This window comes from Massilia sp. MS-15, from assembly GCF_020176695.1.
Lineage (GTDB): Bacteria > Pseudomonadota > Gammaproteobacteria > Burkholderiales > Burkholderiaceae_D > Telluria > Telluria hydrophila.
In genome coordinates this window covers 55,240-77,410 of the sequence record NZ_JAIWIA010000005.1, presented here as the reverse complement: position 1 = coordinate 77,410, position 22,171 = coordinate 55,240, and the positions used below count along the sequence as shown (strand labels likewise).

The window sequence follows — 22,171 nt, the reverse complement described above, 5'->3', positions numbered from 1 at the left end:
TCAGCTTATTTCTGGTTCGATGGCGTCGCCGGGCGGAACTGCGGGGCTGGTTGTACCGGTGGTACCGGCTGTCCGCGCCGCATCTGCTCCTGGGTCGCCTGGCCGGTGGCGGCGCCCGGGGCGCTGCCGGCGGCCGGCGCCGCCTGCACCGGCGCGGTGGCCATGGTGCCGCCCACCGGCGGCTGGCCGCCCGTCAGCGGCGGCAGCTGCGGCGAACCCAGGTTGCGCAGCAGGACCGAATCCTCCTGCGAGATCTGGCCGGAAGCGCCGGCGGCGCGCATGTATTCGTAACGGTCCATGGCCAGCGCATGCGAGGCTTCCTTGCTGCGCACCACCACCGGGCGCAGGAACACCATCAGGTTGGTCTTGACCCGGGTGCGGTTGCGGTACTTGAACAGGTTGCCCAGCACCGGGATGTCGCCCAGGCCGCGTACTTTCTCTTCGCCATCGCCCTCGGTATCCTCGATCAGGCCGCCGAGCACGATGATCTGGCCGTCGTCGGCCAGCACATTGCTTTCGATCGCGCGCACGTTGGTAGTCAGTCCCGACGGTGCATTCCGGGTGGACGGGTCGACGCTCGAGTTCTCGTGGTAGATCGACATCTTGATCGTGCCCCCTTCCGAGATCTGCGGACGCACCTTGAGCAGCAGGCCGACGTCGCGCCGGTCGACCGTGGTGAACGGATTGCCGCCGCCGGTGGTCGCCGTGGTGGTGTAAGAGCCGGTGATGATCGGAACGTTCTGCCCCACCTTGATCGTCGCCAGCTCGTTGTCCAGCGTGATCATGTTCGGTGTCGACAAGATGTTGGCGTTGCCATCGTTTTCAAGGGCGCGCGCCACCGCGCCCAGGCCGAGTTCGCCGCCCACCTGGCGGAACAGGCCGAAGGTCAGGCCGCCCGGGACGGTCGGCAGGCTGGTGCCGGACAGGCCGCTGCGCGCCGCCGCCGCCAGGTTCAGGATGCTGCTGCCCTGGGCGCCGCCAGTGAAGGATTGCACGCCACCAACGCGGTACTTGCTGTCGTTGTCGCCCGAGGCGCCGATCCACTGCACACCGAATTCGGACGCCTTGTTGGACGTGACCTCGACCACCAGCGCCTCGATGTAGACCTGGGCGCGGCGCACGTCGAGCTGGTCGATGACGCTGCGCAGGTTGCGGTACACGGCGTCCGGCGCCGTGATGATCAGGCTGTTGGTCGAGGCGTCGGCCTGGATGAAGCCGGAACCCTGGCCGCCGGCGGCCCCGCCCGCGGTGAGCTGGCTCTGCTGGCCGTAGGTATTGCCGGTGCCGCCCATGCCGATGCTGCTCTGCTGGCCCTGCTGGCCGCCGAGGCCGCCCGTGCCGCCGGTGCCGGTGGTGGCGCCCGCCTGGATCGAACCGCCCGAGGTGCCCTGCTGCTGCACCGGCACCGCGGATGCGTCCTGCGACACCACGGCGCGCAGGGTCTGGGCCACGCGCGAGGCGTCGGCATTCTTCAGGTAGACGACGTGGATATTGCCCTGCGTCGAAGTCTGCTGGTCGAGGCGCGCAATCAGCGACTTGGCCAGGTTGGCGCGCGCCTGCGAGGGCGCACGCACCACCACCGAGTTGGTGCGCGGATCGGCCAGCACGGTGACGCGGCCGGAGTCGCCGGCCCCGCTCGGTTCCATCAGGCGCGTGACCAGGGTCGCGATGTCGCTGGCGATCGCGTTGCGGATCGGGATCACGTCGAGGTCGGCCGCCACCGGCGTGTCGAGCGCGGCGATGATCTTGGCCAGGCGCCGCAGGTTGTCGGCGTAGTCGGTGATGACCAGGGTGTTGTTGCCCGGGTTCGCCATGATCGAATTGTTCGGCGAGATCAGGGGCCGCAGCACGGCGGTAAGGTTGGCCGCCGATTCGTAGGACAAATAAAACACCTGGGTGGCGATCTGGTCGCCGGTGGCGCGGCTGGCGCGCACGCCGCCCACCTGGGTCGGCGAGGATTGCGCCTTGGCTTCCGCTTCCGGCACCACCTTGGCATAGCCGTCGCCGCTGGTGACCACGGCATAGCCCTGCAGGCGCAGGGTCGAGGTCAGCAGGGCGAAGGCCTGGGTCTTGGTCAGCGACCGTTCCGACACCAGCGTGATCGTGCCCTTGACGCGCGGGTCGATGATGAAGGTCATGCCGGTGTAGTGGCCGATCGCCTTGATCACCGACTCGATGTCGGCGTTGACGAAGCTCAGCGCCGCGGCGTTCGCACTGTCCTGGGCCCGGGCCGGCAGGGCGACCAGGCTGCCCACGGTGGTGGTGGCGAAGCAGCACAGCATGGCGCCGGCGGCGAGGCGGCGCAGCGCCGGCAGGCGGCGGGTCGGGCGTGCGGTGGTACGGAATGTGTTATTCATTATCTGAACTCGAGTGCGATTATGTTTTTGCCGTTCACCATGCGGCGCTGGCCCAGCAGGTTGAGCATATTGCCCAGCGTCTGTTCATATCCTTCGGCGGCCGATGCCTGGCCGGAAAAGCGCAGCCGGCCATTGCGCAGCATACCCGAGCCCGACAGCAGCAAGGCCCCGCGTACCGTGCGCAGGCTCAGGTCGGCCTGGCTGCCGCGCCAGTCGAAGGCCATTTCGTAGCTGCCCAGCGGCCGGATCGGCGACATGCGCGAACCCATGTCGCTCATGCTCAATACCGTCCTGCCCTGCACCGCCACCGCATTCGGCTGGCGCAGCAGGTCCAGGGTGTTCCACACCAGGCGGATGGTGCCGGTCGGCGCCAGCGTGTTGAGCGGCGCGCCGAGTCCGGCCAGCCCGGCGGCCGGCAGCAGCAGTTCGCCGCTGCTCACCTGCCACTGCGACCAGCTGCCGTCGATGCGCACCGGATGGGCCAGCGCCTGCGGGTTGGCGATTTCCATGTCGACCTGGCCGAACAGCACCAGCGGCGACAGGCGCCAGGAAAAACGTCCCGGCAGCAGCGGCGTGACGGCCCCGCCCTCGCCCGGCGCGCCGCCGACGAAGGCCGAGCCGTTCCACAGCGTACCCTGCGCATCCCCGAGCGTCAAACGGCCGCCGGTCTGGCGCTCGACCAGCGGTCCGAGCCAGGACGCGGGCAGGAAGGCCAGCACCGTGAGCAGCACGGCCAGCAGCACCAGCACCAGCCACAGCAGTGCGCGCCTCATGGGGCCGAGGCGCTGGCCTGGCGCAGCGTGAGGGTGGCGTCGACCTGGCCGGCGGCGCCCAGGGCGGTAAAGGCGGCGTCCTGCACCTGCACCCGGTTCTCGCGGCGCTGGGCATCGAGCCAGGTCACCAGGTTGGCGAAGGACACGCCGTTGAACTGGAGCTTGGCGTATTCGCCGGTCATGGTCAGCGAGCCCGCCTTCAGGCTGTACTGGGCCATGCTGGCGTTCAGGGCCTCGGCCGTCATCGGCGGTACCTGGGGCGCCGGGTTCGCGGCCAGGGCCGAGGCTTCGGCGGCCAGGGTCTGCAGCTGGGCGGCCTGCTGGCGCAGCTCCGGCAGCGAGCGGCGCAGGCGGTCGCGGCCTTCGATGGCGGGCGCCAGCAGCAGCGCGTAGACCAGCGCGACCAGCGCGATGGCCCCGCCCACGGCCAGGAACTTGCGCTCCTGGTCGGTGCGTGCCAGCCACCAGGCGAGTGCGCGCTCGCGCAGGGCGGCGGCCTGGGTGCGGAGATTGGTGGCGGCCTTCATGGCGTCGCTCCTGTCGTGGCGGCTGCGGGCGCGGCCGCGGGGCCGGTGCTGCGGATGACCCAGGTGGCCGGCGGCGTCTCTTCCAGGCCCAGGTTGCGCGCGCCGAGGGCGGCGCGCAATTGGCCGGTCGAGGCCGGGTCGATGCTGTCGGGTTTGACCCGCACGGTCAGGGTCCGTTCCCGGAACTCCATTGAGGCAATCCCGGGCGGACGCCCGAGGCCGCGCACCGCCTCGCCGAAGGCGCCGGCGATCCAGCCGAATTCTTCCTGGCTGACCTGGCCGCTGGCGGCCTTGGCGCGCGCGATGTTCTGGCGCATCTGCGCCACCGGATCGATCACCGGCTGGCCCGGGTAGGCGCTGCGGAAGGTCTGCGCCATCTCCTGCCGCACCGCATCCGCTTCGCGCTCCAGGCGCATCCATTCGATGTTGAGGCCGACGATGTTGACCACGATCGCGGCCAGCGCCAGGCGCAGCGGCCAGCGCCAGCGGCTCCAGTCGCGCTGGGCGACGCCGGCCGTGCCCAGGCCGGGCACCAGGTCGATGCCGCTGCTGCGGGCGCCGGCGATCCAGTGTTCCCAGGCCTCGCTGTCCAGGGTGATGCCGGGACCGGCCTCCGCCAGCAGGGCCTGGTATTCGCCGCGCTGGTCAGGGGGCACGTACAGGTGCAGGGGCGCGTCGCCGGCCAGCGCGCGCGCCGTCTGCAGGGTCAGTGTCGGGTTGCCGTCCAGGGCCAGGCCGAAGCCTTCGTACTGGCCCTGGCGCAGCAGCAGTTCATTGTGGCCGATCGCGGCACTGACGCTGCCCGGCTGCAGGGGCAGGCACAGCTGGGCCGGCACGGCGGCCACGGCGCGCGCGCCCATGCCCAGCAGGGTACGGACGATCGGTTCCAGCCAGTCGCGCTGCACCACGGCCACCGGACGGCGTCCGTCCGGCAGGGCCGGGCCGGCCACCAGCACGCAGTCGAGCGGGTCGCCCAGGATGTGTTCCTCGACCAGGGCCGGCAGCGCCGCGCGCAGGCGCGCGCCGGCCAGCGGCGGGGCCTGCACCGGCACCAGGCTGACGTCGGCGCCGGCCAGCACCACCACCACGCGGCGGCTGGCGGCGACCAGGTCGCCCAGCTTGTCGAGGGCGCCCTCGCCCTGCTGCGCGATGCTGCCGCCATCGTGCACCACCGCAAAGCGGCACAGCGCGCCCTCGCCTTCCGCGCGGGCCGGGTGCCGAATATAAAGAGTCGTCAAACTGTCTCGCTTTCTTCTAGTTCTGGCGGGTCCAGATGACCCTGGTGCCTCCGCCGACGCTGATGACGGGAGTACGCTCGATGAGCGCTTCCGCATTCAGGGCCGCGCGGTCGAGCCGGATACGGCTCTGTACGATAAACCAGCTGCTCTTGACATCCCAGGTCTCGGTGGGCAGCTGGCCGCTGCCGCCCGCCTGGCTGGAGAAATCCAGCGGCGTGCGCCACGCCGCCGTCCTGCGCCGCGCCACCAGGGTGTTGGCCTGGGACAGCGACATGCCCGGCACGATCGCCGCCAGCAGCTCGGCCGGTACGGTATTCACGTTCAGCTTCGTCACCTCGGCCCGCTGCGGCAGCACCACCAGGAAGGGGCGCAGCTGCGCCAGCACCTGGGGTGTGACGCCCTCCACCGCCAGCAGGTCGTCCACTCCCAGCAAGGGCATCGGCACGCCCGCCGTGGCCGGCACCGGCGGCAGGGCGGTCGCCGGGTTGGCCCCGTCCTGATCCGTTGCCTCCTGCCCGTCCTGGGTCTCCGGCGTCACCACCGGATTCGGATTGTCCAGGTCCACCTGCGCCACCACCTGCTGCCCCTGGGCGACGAAATCCGCCACCCGGTTGGCCAGGCGCCGGTCGAGGCGCAGGTTGTCCAGCAGGCGGCCGAAGATCCGGACCTGCTCGCCATCCTTCTTGCGGTTCCTTGCCAGGTTGGCGAGATTGTAGCGCGAGGTGGCGTCGAGAATGTTGCCGGACAGCGTAGCATCGAAGTTTTCGCCCGCCACCCGCTCGCGCTCGATGTACTGGTCGAGCCGGGTCTCGGCCAGCGGGGTGGCCCACACCTGGTCGAGCGAGGTGTATTGCGAGGTGTAGGCGTCCTGGCGTAGCACCAGGCTGGCCCAGTCGAGCGCGCCGCGCAGGATCCACTTGGTCTGCAGGTGCAGGCGCTGGTTTTCCATCGAGCGCACCTGCACCTGCTGCTGCCAGAACAGGCTGGCGACGATCGAGATCGCCAGCGTGGTCAGCAGCAGCGCGGTGACCACCGCCACGCCGCGCTGGCGCCGGACGTGCTGCGCCCGCCGCATCAGGTACCTCCCAGCAGGAAGGACTTGACCATGGGCTGGGCCAGCCCGGCCGCCGTCAGGCCGACCTGGATGCCTTCCGGGTCCGGGGCCTGGGCGCCGTCGGGCGCGCCCTGCACCTCGGCACGCCAGGCGTTGGCCTGCCAGACCTGGACCTGCATCGCCGCCACGCCGGTCTGCAGCGCCACCGGCGGCGCCGATTCGGACGGCGCATCGCTGGCGGCGGCCTGCCACAGCGCCTCGAGCTGGGCCAGGTCGCGCGTGCCGGGGGTTTCGCGCCGCACCAGGATGCCGTCCACCACGCGGTAGCTCACGACCACCAGCTGTGCGGGCTGGTTCTCGTTGTAGACCTTGCGCACCAGGGTCAGGCGGCCGTCGTCCCACGCCAGGTTGGACCGGCGGCCGACGATCTCGCGTCCGGCCAGGTGCTCGCAGTCGCTTTGCATTTGGGCAAAGGCGAGCTGCATGCCGCGCGTGACTTCCATCTGCTCGGTCAGGGCGATGCGGGCGCGCACGATGCCGTCCAGGCCGCGCCAGCCGAGTACGGCGAGGATGGCCAGGATGCTGATCGCCACCAGCAGTTCGACCAGGGTAAAGCCGCGGCGCGCGCGGCCATGGCGGGTGCGGGCGGGCGTCATGTACGGGCAGGCCTCAGTACGAGCTGGACCAGTTTGACGATGCGGCGCTCGGGACGTTCGGCGTCGAACACCGAGACCTCGATCCGGCGCAATTGCGGGTTCGGGCTGGTCAGCACTTCTTCTTCGCAGACCAGGTTCAGGTCGCCCTGCGCGCAAGGGAAGTTGCGCTTGCCGACTTCCGGGAATTCCCGGCCGAGGCGGATCTGCACCAGCCGGTTCTCGGCCGACCAGGTCGCCATCATGGAGGCGCGCAAGCCGTCGCTGTTGGCGGTCAGGCTGCCCACCGCGCGCAGGCCGGCGCCGAGCGCGGTGCCGACGATGACCAGGGCCACCAGCACTTCGAGCAGGGTGAAGCCGGACGTGGTGCGTGCGTGCATGCCCGCTCCTTACTCGACGGTGAAATGGCCGATGCCGTCGGCCCGGATCGCCACCGCGTTGCCGCCGGTGGCCAGGGTCAGCACGAAAGGCTTGTCGACCGGCTCGCGGCCGAAGGTGACGCGCACGGTTCCAGGCTCGACAGTGGTAGAAGGTTCCAGCGCCAGCTGCAGCGGGGCGCCGCGGAAAGTGCGTTCACGCAGCAGGTCGTCGCGCGTGACCGGCTCCCAGCCGGTGTCGTTGCGCACCACGAAGCGGTAGCGCTCGGGATTGGCCTCGAAGGCGACCTGGCGGTTGCGCACGATGGCCTCGTCACGCGCCAGCTGCAGCAGCAGGGCCAGGCGCTGGGCTTCCTGCTGCAGGTCCTGGCGCGGCGACGGGATGGCGTTCAGCGAAGCGAGCCCGAGCGTGATGCCGATGATGACCATCACGACCAGCAGCTCCACCAGGGTGAAGCCGCCGCTGCGTCCCTGGGCGCGCCCGGCCCGCATCGGCTCCCTTATTCCCAGGAACCGACGTCGGCATCCTCACCGGTACCGCTCGGCTGGCCATCGGCGCCCAGCGAGAAGATGTCCACTTCGCCATGGATGCCGGGCGACAGGTACTGGTAAGGATTGCCCCACGGGTCTTTCGGCAGCTTTTCCATGTAGCCGCCGGCCTTCCAGCCGTTGGCGGCCGGTCCCGAGGTGGGCTTGGTGATCAGGGCCTGCAGGCCTTGCTCGGTGGTCGGGTAGCGCTGGTTGTCGAGCTTGTAGAGCTTGAGCGCCTGCATCATGGTAGCGATGTCGGTGCGGGCGGCGGTCACGCGCGCCTCGCCGGTGCGGCCGAGCAGCTTGGGCACCACCAGGGCACCGAGAATGCCGATGATCACCACGACCACCATGATCTCGACCAGGGTGAAGCCGCGGGAGCGGCGCTGCTTGCGTTGCAAATCAATGTACATGAGTAATCTTTGTAAGGACGTCGCTGAAGCCTAACAGTATAAGGCCACACGCGGAAGGAGGGCTATCCGGTATGCGCCAGAAATTGTACGCGGGACGCGGATTTCATTCTGTCTTCAAACGGTCTTGTTTTTGTACGCATTTCCCGGCGCGGCTGGCGCAGGCCGGGCAGGACGGGTTGCGCCCGATGCGCATCGCACTCCACGCCATCGCGCGGCCGTCGAGCAGCAACAGGCGCCCGGCCAGGCTGTCTCCGATGCCGGCCACCAGCTTCATCGCCTCGGCCGCCTGCATGGTGCCGATCACCCCGACCAGGGGCGCGAACACGCCCATGCTGCTGCAAGCGACGTCCTCGACCGGGCTGTCCTCGGGAAACAGACAGGCGTAGCACGGCGCCTCGGGCCGGCGCGTGTCGAACACCGCGAGCTGGCCGTCGAAGCGGATCACGGCGCCGGAAACCAGCGGCTTGCCCTCTTCCACGCAGGCACGGTTGACGGCATGGCGGGTGGCGAAGTTGTCGCTGCAATCGAGTACGACCGTGGCTTCGCGTACCAGTTCCCGCAGGCGTTCCCCGGCAACGCGTTCGCGCAGGGCCCGCACGTCGATGTCGGGGTTGATGGCAAGCAGGGCTTCGCGTCCCGATGCGACCTTGGGCTGGCCGATGCGGGCGGTGGTGTGCATCACCTGGCGCTGCAGGTTGGTCAGGTCGACCTCGTCATCGTCGACCAGGGTGATGCGGCCGATGCCGCCGGAGGCCAGGTACATGGCGGCGGGCGAGCCGAGGCCGCCGGCGCCGATCAGCAGGGCGTGGGCGTCGAGCAGGCGCTGCTGGCCGTCGATGCCGATCTCGTCGAGCAGGATGTGGCGCGAATAGCGCAGGAGTTGGGAGTCGTTCATGCGGCTGGATGGGCTTGCATCAAGGATCAGGGCGAGATCGACTGCGCGACCTCGGACCCTGTAGCGATCACCGCGTGGGCGGAGGAGCCGCCCACCCTACTTTTTGGGTGCCTTGAGTTCTGGCGGTTTCTGCTCCGTTCCGGGCAGGGTCTTGGGGGCGGCGGGCTTGGCGGCCTGCGGCGCGGACTTGGCCAGCTGCACCGGCTGCCCCTTGAAATGATTGATCGCCTGCATCAGCTGGAAATCGTCCTTGCTGCCGTAGTCGAGCGGCTTGCGGTCCTTCAGCTGGGCCAGGGCGCGCTGCTGGGCGTCGAAGGCGGCCTTCTTGTCCTTGGCGGCCGGGGTTTTCTCGGCCTCGCCGGCCAGGTGGCGCTCGAGGTCGGCCTCGCGCACGCGCAGCGCGGCCAGCGCGTCGCCCTCGGCCGTTTCATCGACCCGCAGGTCGGGCACGATGCCCACCGCCTGGATCGGGCGACCCTTCGGCGTGTAGTAGCGCGCCGTGGTCAGCTTCACGGCCGTGTCGGGCGACAGCTGGCGCAGGGTCTGCACCGAACCCTTGCCGAAGGTCTGGCTGCCCATCACGATCGCGCGCTTGTAGTCCTGCAGCGCGCCGGCCACGATTTCGGAAGCCGAGGCCGAGCCGCCATTGACCAGCACCACCATCGGCACGGTTTTCAGGCCAGCCGGCAGCCCGGCCAGCGGGTCGGCGCCGCGCTGCGCATAGTATTCGCGGCGGCCGAAGAACTGCTGGTTCGAATCCGGCAACTGCCCCTTGGTCGAGACGATCAATTGGTCCGGCTGGGGCAGGAAGGCGGCCGAGACGCCGATCGCGCCCGGCAGCAGGCCGCCCGGGTCGTTGCGCAGGTCGAGCACCAGGCCCTTGATGTCCGGATTCTCGGCATACAGGCCCTTGGCCTTCTTCGCCAGTTCTTCGACAGTGTTTTCCTGGAACTGGCTCACGCGCAGCCAGGCATAGCCCGGTTCGACCATCTTCGCCTTGACGCTGGCCACCGCGATTTCCTGGCGCTCTACCTGCACCACCCAGGGACGGTCCTCGCCGCGGCGGGCGATGGTGAGCGTGACCTTGCTGCCGGCCTTGCCGCGCATGCGCTTGACCGCTTCGTCGAGCGACATATTGCGCACCGGGACGTTGTCGATGCGGGTGATCAGGTCGCCGGACTTGATGCCGGCCTTGTGCGCCGGCGAATCCTCGATCGGGGCGACGATCTTCACGTAGCCGTCCTCGCTGGCGACCTCGATGCCGACGCCGACGAACTTGCCCTGCACCGATTCCTTCATCTCGCGGAAGGACTTCTGGTCGAGGTAGACGGAATGCGGGTCGAGCGAGGCGACCATGCCGCCGATGGCTTCGGTGAGGAGCTTCTTGTCCTCGACCGGCTCGACGTAGTCGGACTTGATCAGGCCGTACACATCGGCCAGCTGGCGCAGCTCGTCAAGCGGCAGTGGCGCGGCGGTTTCCTTCTGCGCATGGGCCGAGAACTGGAAGGAGGCGGCCACGCCGGCCACCATGCCCAGTCCGATCAGCCCAATGTTCTTTGCCTTACCCATAATCGTGTCCCTAGAATTTGATCCAGCCGGCCGGATCCAGGGGCTGGCCGCGATGCCTGAGCTCGAAGTATAGCCCCGATTCCTCGTTGCCGCCGGTGTTGCCCGCGCTCGCGATCACCTCCCCGGCCTTGACCATGTCGCCAGCCCGTTTCAGCAGGGCCGAGTTGTTGCCGTAGGTGGTCAGGTATTCGCCGCCATGGTCGATGATGATCACATTGCCCCAGCCGCGCAGCCAGTCGGCATGCACGACGCGGCCCGGGCCGGCGGCGCGCACCTCGGCCCCTTCCGGCGCCTTGATGAACATGCCTTTCCAGCTCGGGCCCTGGCCGCGCCGGCTGCCGAAGCGGGCCGCGACGCTGCCGTGCACCGGCACCGCCAGCCGGCCCTTCATGCCGGCAAAGGCGCCGGCCGGCACTGGCGGCAGCGCGACCTCGGGCGGCGGCGGCGCGCTCGGTTTCGTTTCCGGCACCGGCTGCTCGGCCACCCGCGGCCGTTCCGGTTCCGGCACCGGCTTGCTACCGGGCTTGGCATTCTGGCGCGCGATGCGCTCGCGCTCGGCCCTCTCGGCGGCGGCCTTGGCGCGGGCCAGGGCACGCGCCCTTTCTTCCGCCTCGGCCTTGGCCTTGGCCGCGGCCAGCGCGGCCTGGCGCCGGCGCTCGGCCTCTTCCTGCTCGCGGATCAGGCGCGTCAGGCGGTCCACCAGGCCGGACATGCGCTGCTCGTCGCGCTGCAGGCGGTCGGCCTGCTTGCGCTGGTCGGCCAGGCGAGTGGACAGGTTCTGCAGCAGCGCGGCGCGTTTCGCCTTTTGCTTTTCCAGCACGTCCTTCTGCTGGCGCTGCTCGTCGGCGATTTCCTGCAACTCCTGCTGGGCGTTCTCGACCTTGTCGCGGTTGGTCTCGACCTCGGCCAGGTTGGCCCGCAAGGAGGTCAGCAGTTTCGCCTGGGCCTGCGATACATAGGCCATCATCTGCAGGTCGCGGTGGATGCGGTTCGGGTTGTCGCCCGACAGCAGCAGCTTGATCCGGTCTTCGTTGCCGGCCACGTAGTGCTCGCGCAGCAGCTGCGACAATTGTTTCTTTTGATTAACAATTGTTTGCTGCAGGCGCTCGCCTTCCGTCGACAGCGCGTGCAGGCGGGTGCTGGTCGCGTCCTGTTCCTCGGCCAGGTCGCGCAGGGCGCGGTTGGCGTCGGAAATCGCGGCTTCCGAGGCCGCCAGTTCGTCGGCGGCATCGTCGCGCGCGTCTTCGGTGCGGGCGATGTCGCGCTTGATCGCTTCCAGCTTTTGCTGGATGCCGACGCGCTGCTTTTCCGCCGTCGCCTTCTGGCGGCTGCGGTCGGTCTGGCGCTGGGCGAGGGCGGAATCGGAAAAGGCAAGCGCCAGCAGCGCGCACAGCAGCGCGCCGGCCGGCTTCGTGGATGGCAAACGCAAGACTTACTTCGCCTTCCCTTGGTTGGCCACGGCCGCCATGGCGGCGGCGATCGCTTCCTGGTCGCCCAGGTAGTAGTGCCGGATCGGCTTCAGGTTGTCGTCCAGTTCGTACACCAGCGGCTGGCCGTTCGGGATGTTGAGGCCGACGATGTCGCTGTCGCTGATGTTGTCCAGCATCTTGATGATGGCGCGCAAGCTATTGCCGTGGGCCGAGATCAGGATCTTCTTGCCGGCGCGGATGGCCGGGGCGATTTCTTCATTCCAGGCCGGCATCACGCGCGCCACCGTGTCCTTCAGGCATTCGGTGAGCGGGATCTGCGCCTTGTCCAGGCCGGCGTAGCGCGGGTCCTTGAACGAGGTGCGCTCGTCGCTTTCTTCCAGTGCAGGAGGCGGGGTGTCGTAGCTGCGGCGCCAGACCAGCACCTGCTCGTCGCCGTACTTGGCGGCGGTCTCGCCCTTGTCCAGGCCCTGCAGGGCGCCATAGTGGCGTTCGTTCAGGCGCCAGTCGTTCTTGATCGGCAGGTACATCGCGTCCATTTCGTCCAGCGCCAGCCACAGGGTGCGGATCGCACGCTTGAGCACCGAGGTATACGCCAGGTCGAAGGTGAAACCGGCTTCCTTGAGCACGCGGCCGGCCGTCTTCGCCTCCCTGATGCCTTTCTCGGTCAGGTCGACATCGGTCCAGCCGGTGAAGCGGTTTTCCAGGTTCCAGGTGGACTCGCCATGGCGCATGAATACGATTTTGTACATAAGCTCTTCTTTAAGTTGAACAAGTGCGAAACTGCGATTGAAATCCGGTCCAGCATCTTATTTTATAATGCCCCGATTCAGTTCAACCAACGGAACCCTTGTGAATTTCATTCTCGATAATATTTTCGTGGTGGCGATCGCCGTGATCTCGGGCGGCGCCCTGCTCTGGCCGGCACTGGCCCCGCGCGGCAAGCGCGCTACCGCGCTGCAGGCCACGCAGATGATCAACCGCGGCAAGACCCTCGTGCTCGACGTGCGTTCCGCCGAGGAATTCGGCAGCGCCCACCTGCGCGACGCGAAAAACATCCCACTGGCAGACTTGGGCAACCGGATCGGCGAGCTGGAGAAGTCGAAGAACCGCACCGTGATCGTTGTCTGCCAGAGCGGCGCGCGCGCCGACAAGGCCGTGCGCCTGCTGACGGCGGCCGGCTTCGCGGACGCGCACGCGCTCGAAGGCGGCCAGGCGGCCTGGGTCGCGGCTGGCTTGCCGGTGACCAAGTAATAAACATTCAGGAGGAAGCATCCATGTCCGCACACGTCGTTCTCTACCACACTGCCAACTGCCCGTATTGCGTGCGCGCCGAGCGCCTGCTCGAAGCCAAGGGCGTGACCGACATCGAACGCATCCGCGTCGACCTCGACCCGGAGCAGCGCCAGATCATGATGCAGCGCACCGGCCGCCGCACCGTGCCCCAGATCTACGTGGACGACACCCACGTCGGCGGCTTCGACGACCTGTACGCACTCGACCAGGCGGGCCGTCTCGACCCGATGCTGAAAGGCGCCTGAACGACAGGAGAGCCCGATTTGACGGGCTCCGGCCAACGGCGGCAGGGGTATTGCATCCAAATTGATTTTGATACAATTGCCGTCGCGTTTGACCAAAGTACCGGGACGGCGCGCCCGTCCACCCTTAATTTAGAAAGCGTTCCATGTCTGACGAAAACCTGCAACCCGTATTCCAAATCCAACGCGTCTACCTGAAAGACATGTCGCTGGAACAACCGAATTCGCCAGCCATCTTCCTCGAGCAAGAAGCTCCGAGCATCGAAGTGTCGCTGGACGTCGGCGCCGAAAGCATCGCCGATGGCATCTACGAAAGCACCGTGACCATCACCGTCACCGCCAAGCTGAAGGACAAGGTCGCCTTCCTGGTCGAAGGCAAGCAGGCAGGCATCTTCGAAGCACGCAACATCCCGGCCGAGCAGATGGATCCGCTGCTGGGCATCGGCTGCCCGAACATCGTGTACCCGTACCTGCGCGCCAACATCGCCGACATCATCAACCGCGCAGGCTTCCCGCCGGTGCACCTGGCCGAGATCAACTTCGAAGCCTTCTACCAGCAGCGCCAGCAGGCAATGGCCCAGGCTGCCGCCGCTCCGGCACAATAAGCACTACCTCTCGCGGACGCCGCAGCGCGGCGTCCGTTCCTCCGGCGCCCCGGTTCATTTACGGTCTTCCGTTCGTCTTCGGCCCGCCATGATTCCAGCCCGTCTCCTCGCCAGCCTGCTCCTGCTCCTGCTCCTGCCGGCGACGCCGTCCGCATCCGCCCTCGACTTCAAGAGCGTCGGCGCGGCCCCGGTGATCCTGTACGACACTCCCTCGGCCAAAGGCACCCGGATGTACCTGGCGCCGCGCGGCATGCCGCTGCAGGTGGTATCGAGCTATGGCGACTGGGTCAAGGTGCGCGACGCCGACGGCGACCTGGCCTGGACCCAGGCCAGGGGCCTGAGCGCGGTGCGCAGGCTGGTGGTGCGCACGCCCGGCGCCCGGGTATACGCCGGCCCGGATGAATCGAGCCAGGTCTTGATGACCGCCGACAAGGGTGTCGTCCTCGAGCTGCTCGATCCGAACGCCGCCGCCTGGGCCCGGGTGCGCCACCGCGACGGCATCGACGGCTATGTCCGCGCCAACGACGTCTGGGGCCGGTGAGGCCCAGCTCAAGCATGCAAGAACAAAAAACTCCCTCCAAGATCACCGTCCTCGGCGCCGGCGCCTGGGGCACGGCCATGGCGATCGCCCTGGCCCGCCGCCACGACGTCCTGCTGTGGGGCCGCAACCCGGCCCAGATGGCCGAGACCGAAGCGGCGCGCGAAAACCTGCACTACCTGCCCGGCTACCCGCTGCCCGCGAACCTGAAGCTGGGCGCCGACCTCGATGCCGCCCTGGCGCACGTGGTCGAGGCGGATCCGGAGCAGGCCCCGTTACTGGTCCTGGCCTGCCCGGTGGCCGGCCTGCGTCCGCTGCTGGAACAGCTGAAGGGGCGCGCGGTGCCGAATGTGGTCTGGCTGTGCAAGGGCTTCGAAGCCGGCACCGGCCTGCTGCCGCACCAGGTCAAGGACGAGGTGCTGGGCCAGGCGGTGCCGGGCGCGGCCCTGTCCGGCCCTTCGTTCGCCCAGGAAGTGGCGCGCGGCCTGCCCTGCGCGCTGACGGTCGCCTCCACCTCGGAAGCGCTGCGCGACCGCGTAGTGGCCGCGGCGCACGGCGACAATCTGCGTGTCTATTCCTGCGACGACATGGTCGGCGTGGAAGTAGGCGGCGCCGTGAAGAACGTGATGGCGATCGCCACCGGCGCCGCCGACGGCCTGGGCCTGGGCCTGAACGCGCGTGCGGCATTGATCACGCGTGGCCTGGCCGAGATCACCCGGCTTGGCGTGCACCTCGGCGCCCAGCCCGCCACCTTCATGGGCCTGGCCGGCATGGGCGACCTGATCCTCACCTGCACGGGCGACCTGTCGCGCAACCGCCGCGTCGGCCTGGCGCTGGCCCAGGGCAAGCAGCTGGATACCATCGTGGCCGAACTGGGCCACGTGGCCGAAGGCGTGCCGTGTGCGAAATCGGTGCGCACGCTGGCGCACCGGCTGGGAGTGGACATGCCGATCACGAATGCGGTGGCGGCGGTGCTGTTCGACGGCGAATCGGCCGCCGAGATGACGCAGCAGCTGCTGGCGCGCGATCCGCGCGACGAGCTGGCCTAGTGCATGGATCAGTTGCCCGAGCCGCGCGGATCGCGGGTCGGCCCGCCCGTGCGCACCGGTCCCAGCAGGATGGTGAGCAGGGCCACCGCATCCTTGTTGGCGCGCACCGCATGCGGCTCGCCGCCGGCCAGGTAGACCATCTCGTTGGGCCGCAGGATCGTGGTGCGCCCGTGCGCATCGAAGGCGATCTCGCCTTCCAGGCAGACCAGGGTCATCTCACCCTCGACCCGGTGCTCCGGCATCGGTTTTTCCTTCGGCAGCACGAGCCGGATCAGTTCCATGTGCTCGGTCTTGACCAGCGCGATCGACGTGAAATGGGCGATGTCGTCGTCGCCGCGCTGCAATGCGATGCGCTCGCCCGATACTGCGTGTTGCAAGGCCATGTCGCCCCTCCTTTGTACGGTTAATCCCCGGCGCTTTCCCCGGCCGGCTCGGGCAGCTCGGGCACGCCGCGCAGCCAGCTGACCAGCGCGAACGCATCCTGCATGCCGCTTGCCAGCTGCGGCACCAGCAACTCCGGCGCGTTCAGCAGCAGCGGCACCTCGACCCACACGAAAAAGCTCTTCAGCTTCAGGTATTCCACCAGCGGGTGGGCGGGATCGACACCCTTCGGCGGGCGCTGCAGTTTATCCTCGTCCTGCAGGTCGCCATAGGTCGCGCGGAGATGCTTATTCTTCAACATCTTGCTGAAGCCTGTCGCATCGTTGACCACGTGCTGGCGGATCGCCTTCAGCCGGTGCGCCGGCGGCAGGTACTCGCCCGCGCCGAACAGCAGGGTGCCGTTGGCTTCGATATGGAAGTAATAGGTCGGCCCGCCGGCCGCGCTCGGACGGCGCTTGTTCAACGGCGCGATCCCGGCCGAGAAATGGGTCTTGTACGGACGCTTGTCTTTGGCGAAGCGCACGTCGCGGTGGATGCGGAACAGGGCTTTCCTGGGATCGCAGCCAGCCACGGCCTTGTCGAAGCTGCCCAGTTCCTGGATCAGTTCGGTGACTACCTGCAGGAATTCGGCGCGCAGGATGTCGTAGCGGGGTTTGTTCCACAGGAACCAGGGGCGGTTGTTGTTTTCGCTGAGTTCGGTCAGGAATTGCGTCAGGTCACGCAGGTGCATGCGGGCTTCCAAAAAATCACTGGGGCGGGCGCGGCCGCTTGCCGACGGTGACGTCGAGCGTGGACTCGCGGTTCTTGCGCAGGACGCGCATCGGGGTCTTTTCTCCCGGCTCGAGCTGGGCGATCAGGTTCAGCATCTCGCCCGTGTTCGCCACCGTCTTGCCGCCGACGGCCACCAGGATGTCGCCCGGGCGCATGCCGGCACGGTCGGCCGGCCCGCCGCGCACCACGCCGGCGATGATCGCCCCGCTCGAACGGCCCAGGCCGAAGCTCTCGGCCAGTTCGGGCGTGATGTCCTGCGACTCGATGCCGATCCAGCCGCGCACCACCTGGCCGTGCTTGACGATGGCGTCCAGCACCGATTTCGCCGTGGTGACGGGAATCGCGAAGCCGATCCCGACCGAGCCGCCGGTCTGCGAATAAATCGCCGAGTTAATCCCGAGCAGCTGGCCATGGGTATCGACCAGCGCCCCGCCCGAGTTCCCGAAATTGATCGCGGCGTCGGTCTGGATGAAATTCTCGAAATGGTTGATGTGCAGGTTGTTGCGTCCCAGCGCCGAGATGATGCCCAGGGTGACGGTCTGACCCACCCCGAACGGGTTGCCGATGGCCAGCACCACGTCGCCCACGCGCGCCGCGTCCGGGTCGCCCAGCACCATCACCGGCAGCTGGCGCGCCGCGATGCGGATCACGGCCAGGTCGGTTTCCGGATCGGTGCCGACGATGCGCGCCGGCGCCTTGCGCCCGTCGGCCAGGCCGACCTCGATGACGTCGGCGCCTTCGACCACGTGGTTGTTGGTCAGGATGTAGCCATCGGCACTCACGATCACGCCCGAGCCGAGGCTGGCCATCCGCTCGTCGGGCGGCAGCCGGTCGCCGAAGAAGCGGCGGAAGAACGGATCCTTCAATAGCGGATGCGTCTCGCGCGACGTCTTGCTGGTGAGGATGTTGACGACGGCCGGCATGGCGCGCCCGGCCGCCTCACGGTAGCTGCCGCTGGCCGGCACGCTGGCGCCCTGCAGCACCGGCACCGCCTGGCCCGCCGGTCCGAGCGCGAGCCGGGTCGGCGCGCGCTGCAGCCAGTCCGGCCGTAGTGCGGCCACCACGAAATACAGCGCCAGCGCCACCGTGACGGCCTGCGCGAACAGCAGCCAGAAACGCCTGAACGTTCCCGGCTGGCGCCGCGGGCGCGTGCCCTGCGGCCTGAGTTCATGGACGCCGTCTTTCACCCGTTTATTTCCTCAAGGAGTCGCGGATTTCGCGCAACAGGACGATGTCTTCCGGGGTGGCCAGCGTTTCCGGCGCCGGGGCCGGGCCGCGCAGGCGGTTCACCACGCGCACCATCTGGAAGATGACAAAGGCCAGCAGGATGAAGTTGATCAGAATGGTCAGGAAATTCCCGTAGGCGAGCACGGCGCCGGCCTTTTGCGCTTCCGCCAGCGGCAGGCTGGAGTCCTGGCCATTCAGCGGCAGGTAGTAATTGGCGAAATCGAGGCCGCCAAACAACATACTGATCGGCGGCATGATCACATCCTTTACCAGCGAATCGACGATGCGCCCGAACGCGCCGCCGATGATCACGCCGACCGCGAGATCGACGACGTTGCCGCGCATTACAAAGGTTTTGAACTCTCCCATCATGGACATGGCCATCCCTTTCATTGTTATTGATACAAACTTGATACAAACGAAATCATCATACCGCAAGCCGAAAACGACGTCCGCACTGCCTCCAGACTGTGGGTTCCGCGCACAGCTATTCGTGTTGAATGTATCCGCTTGATAATTTTTTTCCAATCGGTATTGCCCTTCACATATAATTTTGTGTTGCTGAAAGCTCTTTATTGATTCTTAAGATTCGTTTTTCACGGAGTGGGGTTGGTATGAGTAATGAAAAGCAGGTCGATTCAGGCCGACGCGGACTGCTCGTCGCGACATGCGCTGCAGGTGGCGTCGTCGGGGTGTCCACGGCGGGAGTTCTTGTCAGTACCTTCCAGCCGTCGGAGCGCGCGAAAGCCGCCGGCGCCCCGGTCGAGGTCGACATCTCCGACGTCAAGCCGGGCGAAATGAAAGTGGTCGAATGGCGCGGCAAGCCGGTCTGGATCCTGCGCCGCACGCCGGAGATGCTGGCCACCCTGGAAAAGGACAGCGCCGAGCTGGCCGACCCGAACTCCGAAAAAGTGTACCAGCTGCCGATGCCGACATACGCCCAGAATCCCTACCGTGCCCGCAAGGAGCACAAGGAAGTGCTGGTCACGGTCGGCATCTGCTCGCACCTCGGCTGCTCGCCGTCCTCGCGCCTGTCATCCGGACCGCAGCCCAACCTGCCGGACAACTGGCCGGGCGGCTTCCTGTGCCCCTGCCACGGGTCGACCTTCGACCTGTCGGCGCGCGTGTTCAAGAACAAGCCGGCGCCGACCAACATGGACATTCCCCCTTACATGTACCTGTCCGACAACAAGCTGGTGATCGGCAAAGACGAGAAAGGCGAGGCATAACATGGGCGGCCCATTCAAGGAAACGCAGGTCGCTGCGGACGCACCGGTCGGCCAGAAGGCGCTGGCCTGGGTCGACGACCGCTTCCCGCTGTCGAAGCTGTGGAATGACCAGTGGGGCAAGTACTACGCTCCCAAGAATTTCAATGTCTGGTACCTGTTCGGCTCGCTGGCCATGCTGGTGCTGGTGCTGCAGATCGTCACCGGCATCTTCCTGACCATGCACTACAAGCCGGACGCCAACCTGGCCTTCGGTTCGGTCGAATACATCATGCGCGAAGTGCCGTGGGGCTGGCTGGTGCGCTACATGCACTCGACCGGCGCCTCGATGTTCTTCATCGTGGTCTACCTGCACATGGCGCGCGGCCTGATGTACGGCTCCTACCGCAAGCCGCGCGAGCTGATCTGGCTGTTCGGCTTCGCGATCTTCCTGTGCCTGATGGCCGAAGCCTTCTTCGGCTACCTGCTGCCGTGGGGCCAGATGTCCTATTGGGGCGCCCAGGTGATCGTCAACCTGTTCGGCGCGATCCCCGTGATCGGCCCGGACCTGTCGCTGTGGATCCGCGGCGACTACGTGGTCTCCGACGCGACCCTGAACCGCTTCTTCGCCTTCCACGTCATCGCCCTGCCGCTGGTGATCCTGGGCCTGGTGGCGGCGCACCTGATCGCGCTGCACGAAGTCGGCTCGAACAACCCGGACGGCATCGAGATCAAGGACAACCTGGACGCCAACGGCCACCCGGTGGACGGCATCATGTCGCACCCCTACTACTCGACCAAGGATTTCTTCGGCGTGTCGGTGTTCCTGCTGATCTTCTCGGCGATCGTGTTCTTCGCACCTGAGATGGGCGGCTACTTCCTGGAATACAACAACTTCCTGCCGGCCGATTCGATGAAGACCCCGCCGCACATCGCGCCGACCTGGTACTTCACGCCGTTCTACTCGGTGCTGCGCGCCACCACGGCCGACTTCATGTACGTCCTGATGATCGCGGTCGCCGCCTATGTCGTCTTCATCTGGATGAAATCGCGCCTGTCGCACAAGGCCAAGATGATCGTGTCCGTGATCGGCCTGGTCCTGATCGTCGGCATGCTGCCGCAGGTGCTGGATGCGAAGTTCTGGGGCGTGGTGCTGTTCGGTTCGTCGGTGGTGATCATTGCCCTGCTGCCGTGGCTGGACCACTCGCCGGCGCGCTCGATCCGCTACCGTCCGGACTGGCACAAGTGGGTGTACATCGTGTTCGGCCTGTGCTTCGTGGCCCTGGGCTACCTCGGTACCCAGCTGCCGACCCCGGCCTACACGATCATCTCGCAAGTGGCGACCCTGCTGTACTTTGCGTTCTTCCTGTTGATGCCGTGGTGGAGCACGATGGGCCGGTTCAAGCCGGTCCCGACGCGCCTGACCTTCACGCCACACTAATCGCGGACCAGAGCACAAGGACAAGAACATGAAACTTGCGAAGAAACTGATCGCCGTCCTGGCCCTGCTGCCGGGACTGGCATTCGCTGCCGAAGGCGGCTTCCCACTCGAGCCGGCGCCGCAACGCAGCGACCTGTCGTCGCTGCAGAACGGCGCCAAGCTGTTCATCAACCATTGCCTGAACTGCCACTCGGCATCGAGCATGCGCTACAACCGCCTGCGCGACCTGGGTCTCTCCGAAGAGCAGATCAAGAACAACCTGTTGTTTTCGCAAGACAAGGTTGGCGGCATGATGACGACGGCCATGCGCCCGGACGACGCCAAAGCCTGGTTCGGCGCGGTGCCACCGGACCTGTCGGTGATCGCGCGCGCGAAATCCTCGCCTGCGGGCTCGGGTGCGGACTACCTGTACACCTACCTGCGCACCTTCTACAAGGATGACAACCGCCCGACCGGCTGGAACAACATGGTGCTGCCGAACGTGGCCATGCCGCACGTGATGTGGCAGCAGCAAGGCGTGCGCCAGGCCAAGTTCCAGGAAGTGGCCGACCCGCATGAGCAGGGCAAGACCGTCCACAAGTTCGTCGGCTTCGAAACGGTCACCCCCGGTACGATGAGCCCGCAGGAATTCGACACCGCTACCGCCGACCTGGTTGCCTACCTGAGCTGGATGGCTGAGCCAGCGCAAGACCAACGTAAGAAGTTGGGGGTTATTGTGTTGCTCTTCCTGTCGATTTTCGCCTTCCTGGCCTGGCGCCTGAACGAGTCGTACTGGAAAGAAGTGAAGTAAATTCGCTTTCATTGCCCGGTTGGCTATAATACGGGCAATCATTTTTCGGGGTGAATCGCTAGGCGCTTCACCCCATTGTTTCTTGAGGAACTACAAACCATGATGGTTCTCTACTCCGGCACCACGTGCCCGTTCTCCCAACGCTGCCGCCTGGTCCTGTTCGAAAAGGGCATGGACTTCGAGGTGCGCGACGTCGACCTGTTCAACAAGCCGGAAGACATTTCGACCATGAATCCCTATGGCCAGGTGCCGATCCTGGTCGAGCGCGAGCTGATCCTGTACGAGTCGAACATCATCAACGAGTACATCGACGAGCGCTTCCCGCACCCGCAACTGATGCCGGCCGACCCGCTGATGCGCGCCCGTGCCCGCCTGATGCTGTTCAACTTCGAGAAGGAACTGTTCGTCCACGTGCACGTGCTGGAAAGCGAGCGCAACAAGGCGAACGACAAGAGCCACGACAAGGCGCGCAATGAAATCCGCGACCGCCTGACCACGCTGGCCCCGCTGTTCCTGAAGAACAAGTACATGCTGGGCGACGAGTTCTCGATGCTGGACGTGGCGATCGCCCCGCTGCTCTGGCGCCTGGACCACTACGGCATCGAACTGTCGAAGACCGCGGCGCCACTGATGAAGTACGCCGAGCGCATCTTCTCGCGCCCGGCCTACATCGAAGCGCTGACCCCGTCCGAGAAGGTGATGCGCCGCTGATGCCCGCTGCGGGCGAGCCGCCTCGCCCGCATGCCGCATTCGACGATACTTCATGCGCCGGTTGCGGACGCCCTCGCGGCGAATCCGCTACACTGGCGTAC

General features: G+C 67.0%; 26 protein-coding genes. 9 read left to right on the top strand and 17 right to left on the bottom strand.

Going from position 1 to position 22,171, the window contains the following annotated elements:
• Positions 1-5: 5 nt before the first annotated feature.
• From gspD to gpmA, 13 genes are all read right to left on the bottom strand, one after another.
• Positions 6-2,357 carry a type II secretion system secretin GspD gene (gene gspD, locus LCI23_RS03215; RefSeq protein ID WP_224943943.1) on the bottom strand — a complete coding sequence of 784 codons (2,352 nt, stop codon included), beginning with the start codon at positions 2,355-2,357 and terminating at the stop codon, positions 6-8.
• On the bottom strand, positions 2,357-3,130 hold the full coding sequence (gene gspN / locus LCI23_RS03210) for a type II secretion system protein N (protein WP_224943940.1): 774 nt from the start codon (positions 3,128-3,130) through the stop codon (positions 2,357-2,359). The genes gspD and gspN overlap by 1 nt, the downstream gene beginning before the upstream one ends.
• Positions 3,127-3,657, bottom strand: coding sequence for a type II secretion system protein GspM (gene gspM, locus LCI23_RS03205; protein WP_224943937.1), 531 nt, complete (start codon positions 3,655-3,657; stop codon positions 3,127-3,129). Before gspM ends, gspN begins: the two co-directional genes overlap by 4 nt.
• Entirely contained in the window at positions 3,654-4,895 is a 1,242-nt protein-coding gene (gene gspL, locus LCI23_RS03200; protein ID WP_224943934.1) for a type II secretion system protein GspL, read from the bottom strand. The genes gspM and gspL overlap by 4 nt, the downstream gene beginning before the upstream one ends.
• Before the next feature lie 16 nt (positions 4,896-4,911).
• Entirely contained in the window at positions 4,912-5,970 is a 1,059-nt protein-coding gene (gene gspK, locus LCI23_RS03195) for a type II secretion system minor pseudopilin GspK (protein ID WP_224943930.1), read from the bottom strand.
• Positions 5,970-6,605, bottom strand: a complete 636-nt coding sequence (locus LCI23_RS03190; protein WP_224943929.1) for a type II secretion system protein J — start codon at positions 6,603-6,605, stop codon at positions 5,970-5,972. The genes gspK and LCI23_RS03190 overlap by 1 nt, the downstream gene beginning before the upstream one ends.
• Positions 6,602-6,982, bottom strand: a complete 381-nt coding sequence (gene gspI, locus LCI23_RS03185) for a type II secretion system minor pseudopilin GspI (RefSeq protein WP_224943928.1) — start codon at positions 6,980-6,982, stop codon at positions 6,602-6,604. Before gspI ends, LCI23_RS03190 begins: the two co-directional genes overlap by 4 nt.
• Positions 6,983-6,991: 9 nt before the next feature.
• Positions 6,992-7,471, bottom strand: a complete 480-nt coding sequence (locus LCI23_RS03180) for a GspH/FimT family pseudopilin (RefSeq protein ID WP_224943927.1) — start codon at positions 7,469-7,471, stop codon at positions 6,992-6,994.
• Between the two features lie 8 nt (positions 7,472-7,479).
• Positions 7,480-7,923 carry a type II secretion system major pseudopilin GspG gene (gspG, locus tag LCI23_RS03175; RefSeq protein WP_224943926.1) on the bottom strand — a complete coding sequence of 148 codons (444 nt, stop codon included), beginning with the start codon at positions 7,921-7,923 and terminating at the stop codon, positions 7,480-7,482.
• Positions 7,924-8,026: 103 nt separating this feature from the next.
• Entirely contained in the window at positions 8,027-8,818 is a 792-nt protein-coding gene (locus LCI23_RS03170; RefSeq protein WP_224943912.1) for a HesA/MoeB/ThiF family protein, read from the bottom strand.
• A 96-nt stretch (positions 8,819-8,914) separates the two neighbouring features.
• Complete coding sequence (locus LCI23_RS03165) at positions 8,915-10,387, bottom strand: S41 family peptidase (protein ID WP_224943910.1); 1,473 nt, start codon at positions 10,385-10,387, stop codon at positions 8,915-8,917.
• A 10-nt stretch (positions 10,388-10,397) separates the two neighbouring features.
• Positions 10,398-11,810 (bottom strand): murein hydrolase activator EnvC, encoded by a 1,413-nt coding sequence (locus LCI23_RS03160; protein WP_224944282.1) that lies wholly within the window; start codon positions 11,808-11,810, stop codon positions 10,398-10,400.
• A 9-nt stretch (positions 11,811-11,819) separates the two neighbouring features.
• Positions 11,820-12,566, bottom strand: coding sequence for a 2,3-diphosphoglycerate-dependent phosphoglycerate mutase (gene gpmA, locus LCI23_RS03155; RefSeq protein ID WP_224943901.1), 747 nt, complete (start codon positions 12,564-12,566; stop codon positions 11,820-11,822).
• 100 nt (positions 12,567-12,666) lie between these two features.
• Between gpmA and LCI23_RS03150 the strand changes: the two genes are divergently transcribed.
• From LCI23_RS03150 to LCI23_RS03130, 5 genes are all read left to right on the top strand, one after another.
• Positions 12,667-13,068, top strand: coding sequence for a rhodanese-like domain-containing protein (locus tag LCI23_RS03150; protein WP_224943899.1), 402 nt, complete (start codon positions 12,667-12,669; stop codon positions 13,066-13,068).
• 23 nt (positions 13,069-13,091) lie between these two features.
• Complete coding sequence (grxC, locus tag LCI23_RS03145; protein WP_224943897.1) at positions 13,092-13,355, top strand: glutaredoxin 3; 264 nt, start codon at positions 13,092-13,094, stop codon at positions 13,353-13,355.
• Positions 13,356-13,498: 143 nt separating this feature from the next.
• A complete protein-coding gene (secB, locus tag LCI23_RS03140) occupies positions 13,499-13,957 on the top strand; it encodes a protein-export chaperone SecB (RefSeq protein WP_224943893.1) in 459 nt (152 codons plus the stop codon).
• Positions 13,958-14,045: 88 nt separating this feature from the next.
• A complete protein-coding gene (locus tag LCI23_RS03135) occupies positions 14,046-14,498 on the top strand; it encodes an SH3 domain-containing protein (protein ID WP_224943889.1) in 453 nt (150 codons plus the stop codon).
• A gap of 14 nt (positions 14,499-14,512) precedes the next feature.
• Positions 14,513-15,544, top strand: coding sequence for an NAD(P)H-dependent glycerol-3-phosphate dehydrogenase (locus tag LCI23_RS03130; protein ID WP_224943886.1), 1,032 nt, complete (start codon positions 14,513-14,515; stop codon positions 15,542-15,544).
• An 8-nt stretch (positions 15,545-15,552) separates the two neighbouring features.
• Here LCI23_RS03130 and LCI23_RS03125 read toward each other — a convergent pair whose 3' ends face one another.
• The 4 genes from LCI23_RS03125 to mscL all read right to left on the bottom strand — a co-directional run bounded on the left by LCI23_RS03125 (position 15,553) and on the right by mscL (position 18,301).
• Complete coding sequence (locus LCI23_RS03125) at positions 15,553-15,927, bottom strand: cupin domain-containing protein (protein WP_224943883.1); 375 nt, start codon at positions 15,925-15,927, stop codon at positions 15,553-15,555.
• A 20-nt stretch (positions 15,928-15,947) separates the two neighbouring features.
• Positions 15,948-16,655 (bottom strand): DUF2461 domain-containing protein, encoded by a 708-nt coding sequence (locus LCI23_RS03120; protein ID WP_224943880.1) that lies wholly within the window; start codon positions 16,653-16,655, stop codon positions 15,948-15,950.
• Between the two features lie 16 nt (positions 16,656-16,671).
• A complete protein-coding gene (locus LCI23_RS03115) occupies positions 16,672-17,802 on the bottom strand; it encodes a Do family serine endopeptidase (RefSeq protein ID WP_224944280.1) in 1,131 nt (376 codons plus the stop codon).
• Between the two features lie 85 nt (positions 17,803-17,887).
• Positions 17,888-18,301 (bottom strand): large conductance mechanosensitive channel protein MscL, encoded by a 414-nt coding sequence (gene mscL, locus LCI23_RS03110; protein WP_224944274.1) that lies wholly within the window; start codon positions 18,299-18,301, stop codon positions 17,888-17,890.
• 236 nt (positions 18,302-18,537) lie between these two features.
• Here mscL and petA point away from each other — a divergent pair, with 236 nt between their 5' ends.
• The 4 genes from petA (at position 18,538) to LCI23_RS03090 (ending at position 22,070) form a co-directional block, all read left to right on the top strand.
• Positions 18,538-19,152, top strand: a complete 615-nt coding sequence (gene petA, locus LCI23_RS03105) for a ubiquinol-cytochrome c reductase iron-sulfur subunit (RefSeq protein ID WP_224943877.1) — start codon at positions 18,538-18,540, stop codon at positions 19,150-19,152.
• A gap of 1 nt (position 19,153) precedes the next feature.
• Complete coding sequence (locus LCI23_RS03100; protein ID WP_224943874.1) at positions 19,154-20,569, top strand: cytochrome b N-terminal domain-containing protein; 1,416 nt, start codon at positions 19,154-19,156, stop codon at positions 20,567-20,569.
• Between the two features lie 28 nt (positions 20,570-20,597).
• The gene (locus LCI23_RS03095; RefSeq protein ID WP_224943871.1) at positions 20,598-21,359 is read left to right on the top strand and encodes a cytochrome c1; all 762 of its coding nucleotides are present in this window, start codon (positions 20,598-20,600) and stop codon (positions 21,357-21,359) included.
• A 99-nt stretch (positions 21,360-21,458) separates the two neighbouring features.
• Entirely contained in the window at positions 21,459-22,070 is a 612-nt protein-coding gene (locus LCI23_RS03090) for a glutathione S-transferase N-terminal domain-containing protein (protein WP_224943868.1), read from the top strand.
• Positions 22,071-22,171: the final 101 nt, after the last annotated feature.

Excerpts from the sequence above, each read along its gene's own strand:
- LCI23_RS03120 (WP_224943880.1), bottom strand. The coding sequence starts at position 16,655 with ATGCACCTGCGTGACCTGACGCAATTCCTGACCGAACTCAGCGAAAAC.
- LCI23_RS03090 (WP_224943868.1), top strand. The coding sequence starts at position 21,459 with ATGATGGTTCTCTACTCCGGCACCACGTGCCCGTTCTCCCAACGCTGC.
- LCI23_RS03190 (WP_224943929.1), bottom strand. The coding sequence starts at position 6,605 with ATGACGCCCGCCCGCACCCGCCATGGCCGCGCGCGCCGCGGCTTTACC.
- grxC (WP_224943897.1), top strand. The coding sequence starts at position 13,092 with ATGTCCGCACACGTCGTTCTCTACCACACTGCCAACTGCCCGTATTGC.
- gspG (WP_224943926.1), bottom strand. The coding sequence starts at position 7,923 with ATGTACATTGATTTGCAACGCAAGCAGCGCCGCTCCCGCGGCTTCACC.
- LCI23_RS03170 (WP_224943912.1), bottom strand. The coding sequence starts at position 8,818 with ATGAACGACTCCCAACTCCTGCGCTATTCGCGCCACATCCTGCTCGAC.
- LCI23_RS03135 (WP_224943889.1), top strand. The coding sequence starts at position 14,046 with ATGATTCCAGCCCGTCTCCTCGCCAGCCTGCTCCTGCTCCTGCTCCTG.
- gspI (WP_224943928.1), bottom strand. The coding sequence starts at position 6,982 with ATGCACGCACGCACCACGTCCGGCTTCACCCTGCTCGAAGTGCTGGTG.
- LCI23_RS03100 (WP_224943874.1), top strand. The coding sequence starts at position 19,154 with ATGGGCGGCCCATTCAAGGAAACGCAGGTCGCTGCGGACGCACCGGTC.
- petA (WP_224943877.1), top strand. The coding sequence starts at position 18,538 with ATGAGTAATGAAAAGCAGGTCGATTCAGGCCGACGCGGACTGCTCGTC.
- LCI23_RS03165 (WP_224943910.1), bottom strand. The coding sequence starts at position 10,387 with ATGGGTAAGGCAAAGAACATTGGGCTGATCGGACTGGGCATGGTGGCC.
- LCI23_RS03095 (WP_224943871.1), top strand. The coding sequence starts at position 20,598 with ATGAAACTTGCGAAGAAACTGATCGCCGTCCTGGCCCTGCTGCCGGGA.
- gspM (WP_224943937.1), bottom strand. The coding sequence starts at position 3,657 with ATGAAGGCCGCCACCAATCTCCGCACCCAGGCCGCCGCCCTGCGCGAG.
- gpmA (WP_224943901.1), bottom strand. The coding sequence starts at position 12,566 with ATGTACAAAATCGTATTCATGCGCCATGGCGAGTCCACCTGGAACCTG.
- mscL (WP_224944274.1), bottom strand. The coding sequence starts at position 18,301 with ATGTCCATGATGGGAGAGTTCAAAACCTTTGTAATGCGCGGCAACGTC.
- gspD (WP_224943943.1), bottom strand. The coding sequence starts at position 2,357 with ATGAATAACACATTCCGTACCACCGCACGCCCGACCCGCCGCCTGCCG.
- gspK (WP_224943930.1), bottom strand. The coding sequence starts at position 5,970 with ATGCGGCGGGCGCAGCACGTCCGGCGCCAGCGCGGCGTGGCGGTGGTC.
- gspN (WP_224943940.1), bottom strand. The coding sequence starts at position 3,130 with ATGAGGCGCGCACTGCTGTGGCTGGTGCTGGTGCTGCTGGCCGTGCTG.
- LCI23_RS03125 (WP_224943883.1), bottom strand. The coding sequence starts at position 15,927 with ATGGCCTTGCAACACGCAGTATCGGGCGAGCGCATCGCATTGCAGCGC.
- secB (WP_224943893.1), top strand. The coding sequence starts at position 13,499 with ATGTCTGACGAAAACCTGCAACCCGTATTCCAAATCCAACGCGTCTAC.
- LCI23_RS03180 (WP_224943927.1), bottom strand. The coding sequence starts at position 7,471 with ATGCGGGCCGGGCGCGCCCAGGGACGCAGCGGCGGCTTCACCCTGGTG.
- LCI23_RS03130 (WP_224943886.1), top strand. The coding sequence starts at position 14,513 with ATGCAAGAACAAAAAACTCCCTCCAAGATCACCGTCCTCGGCGCCGGC.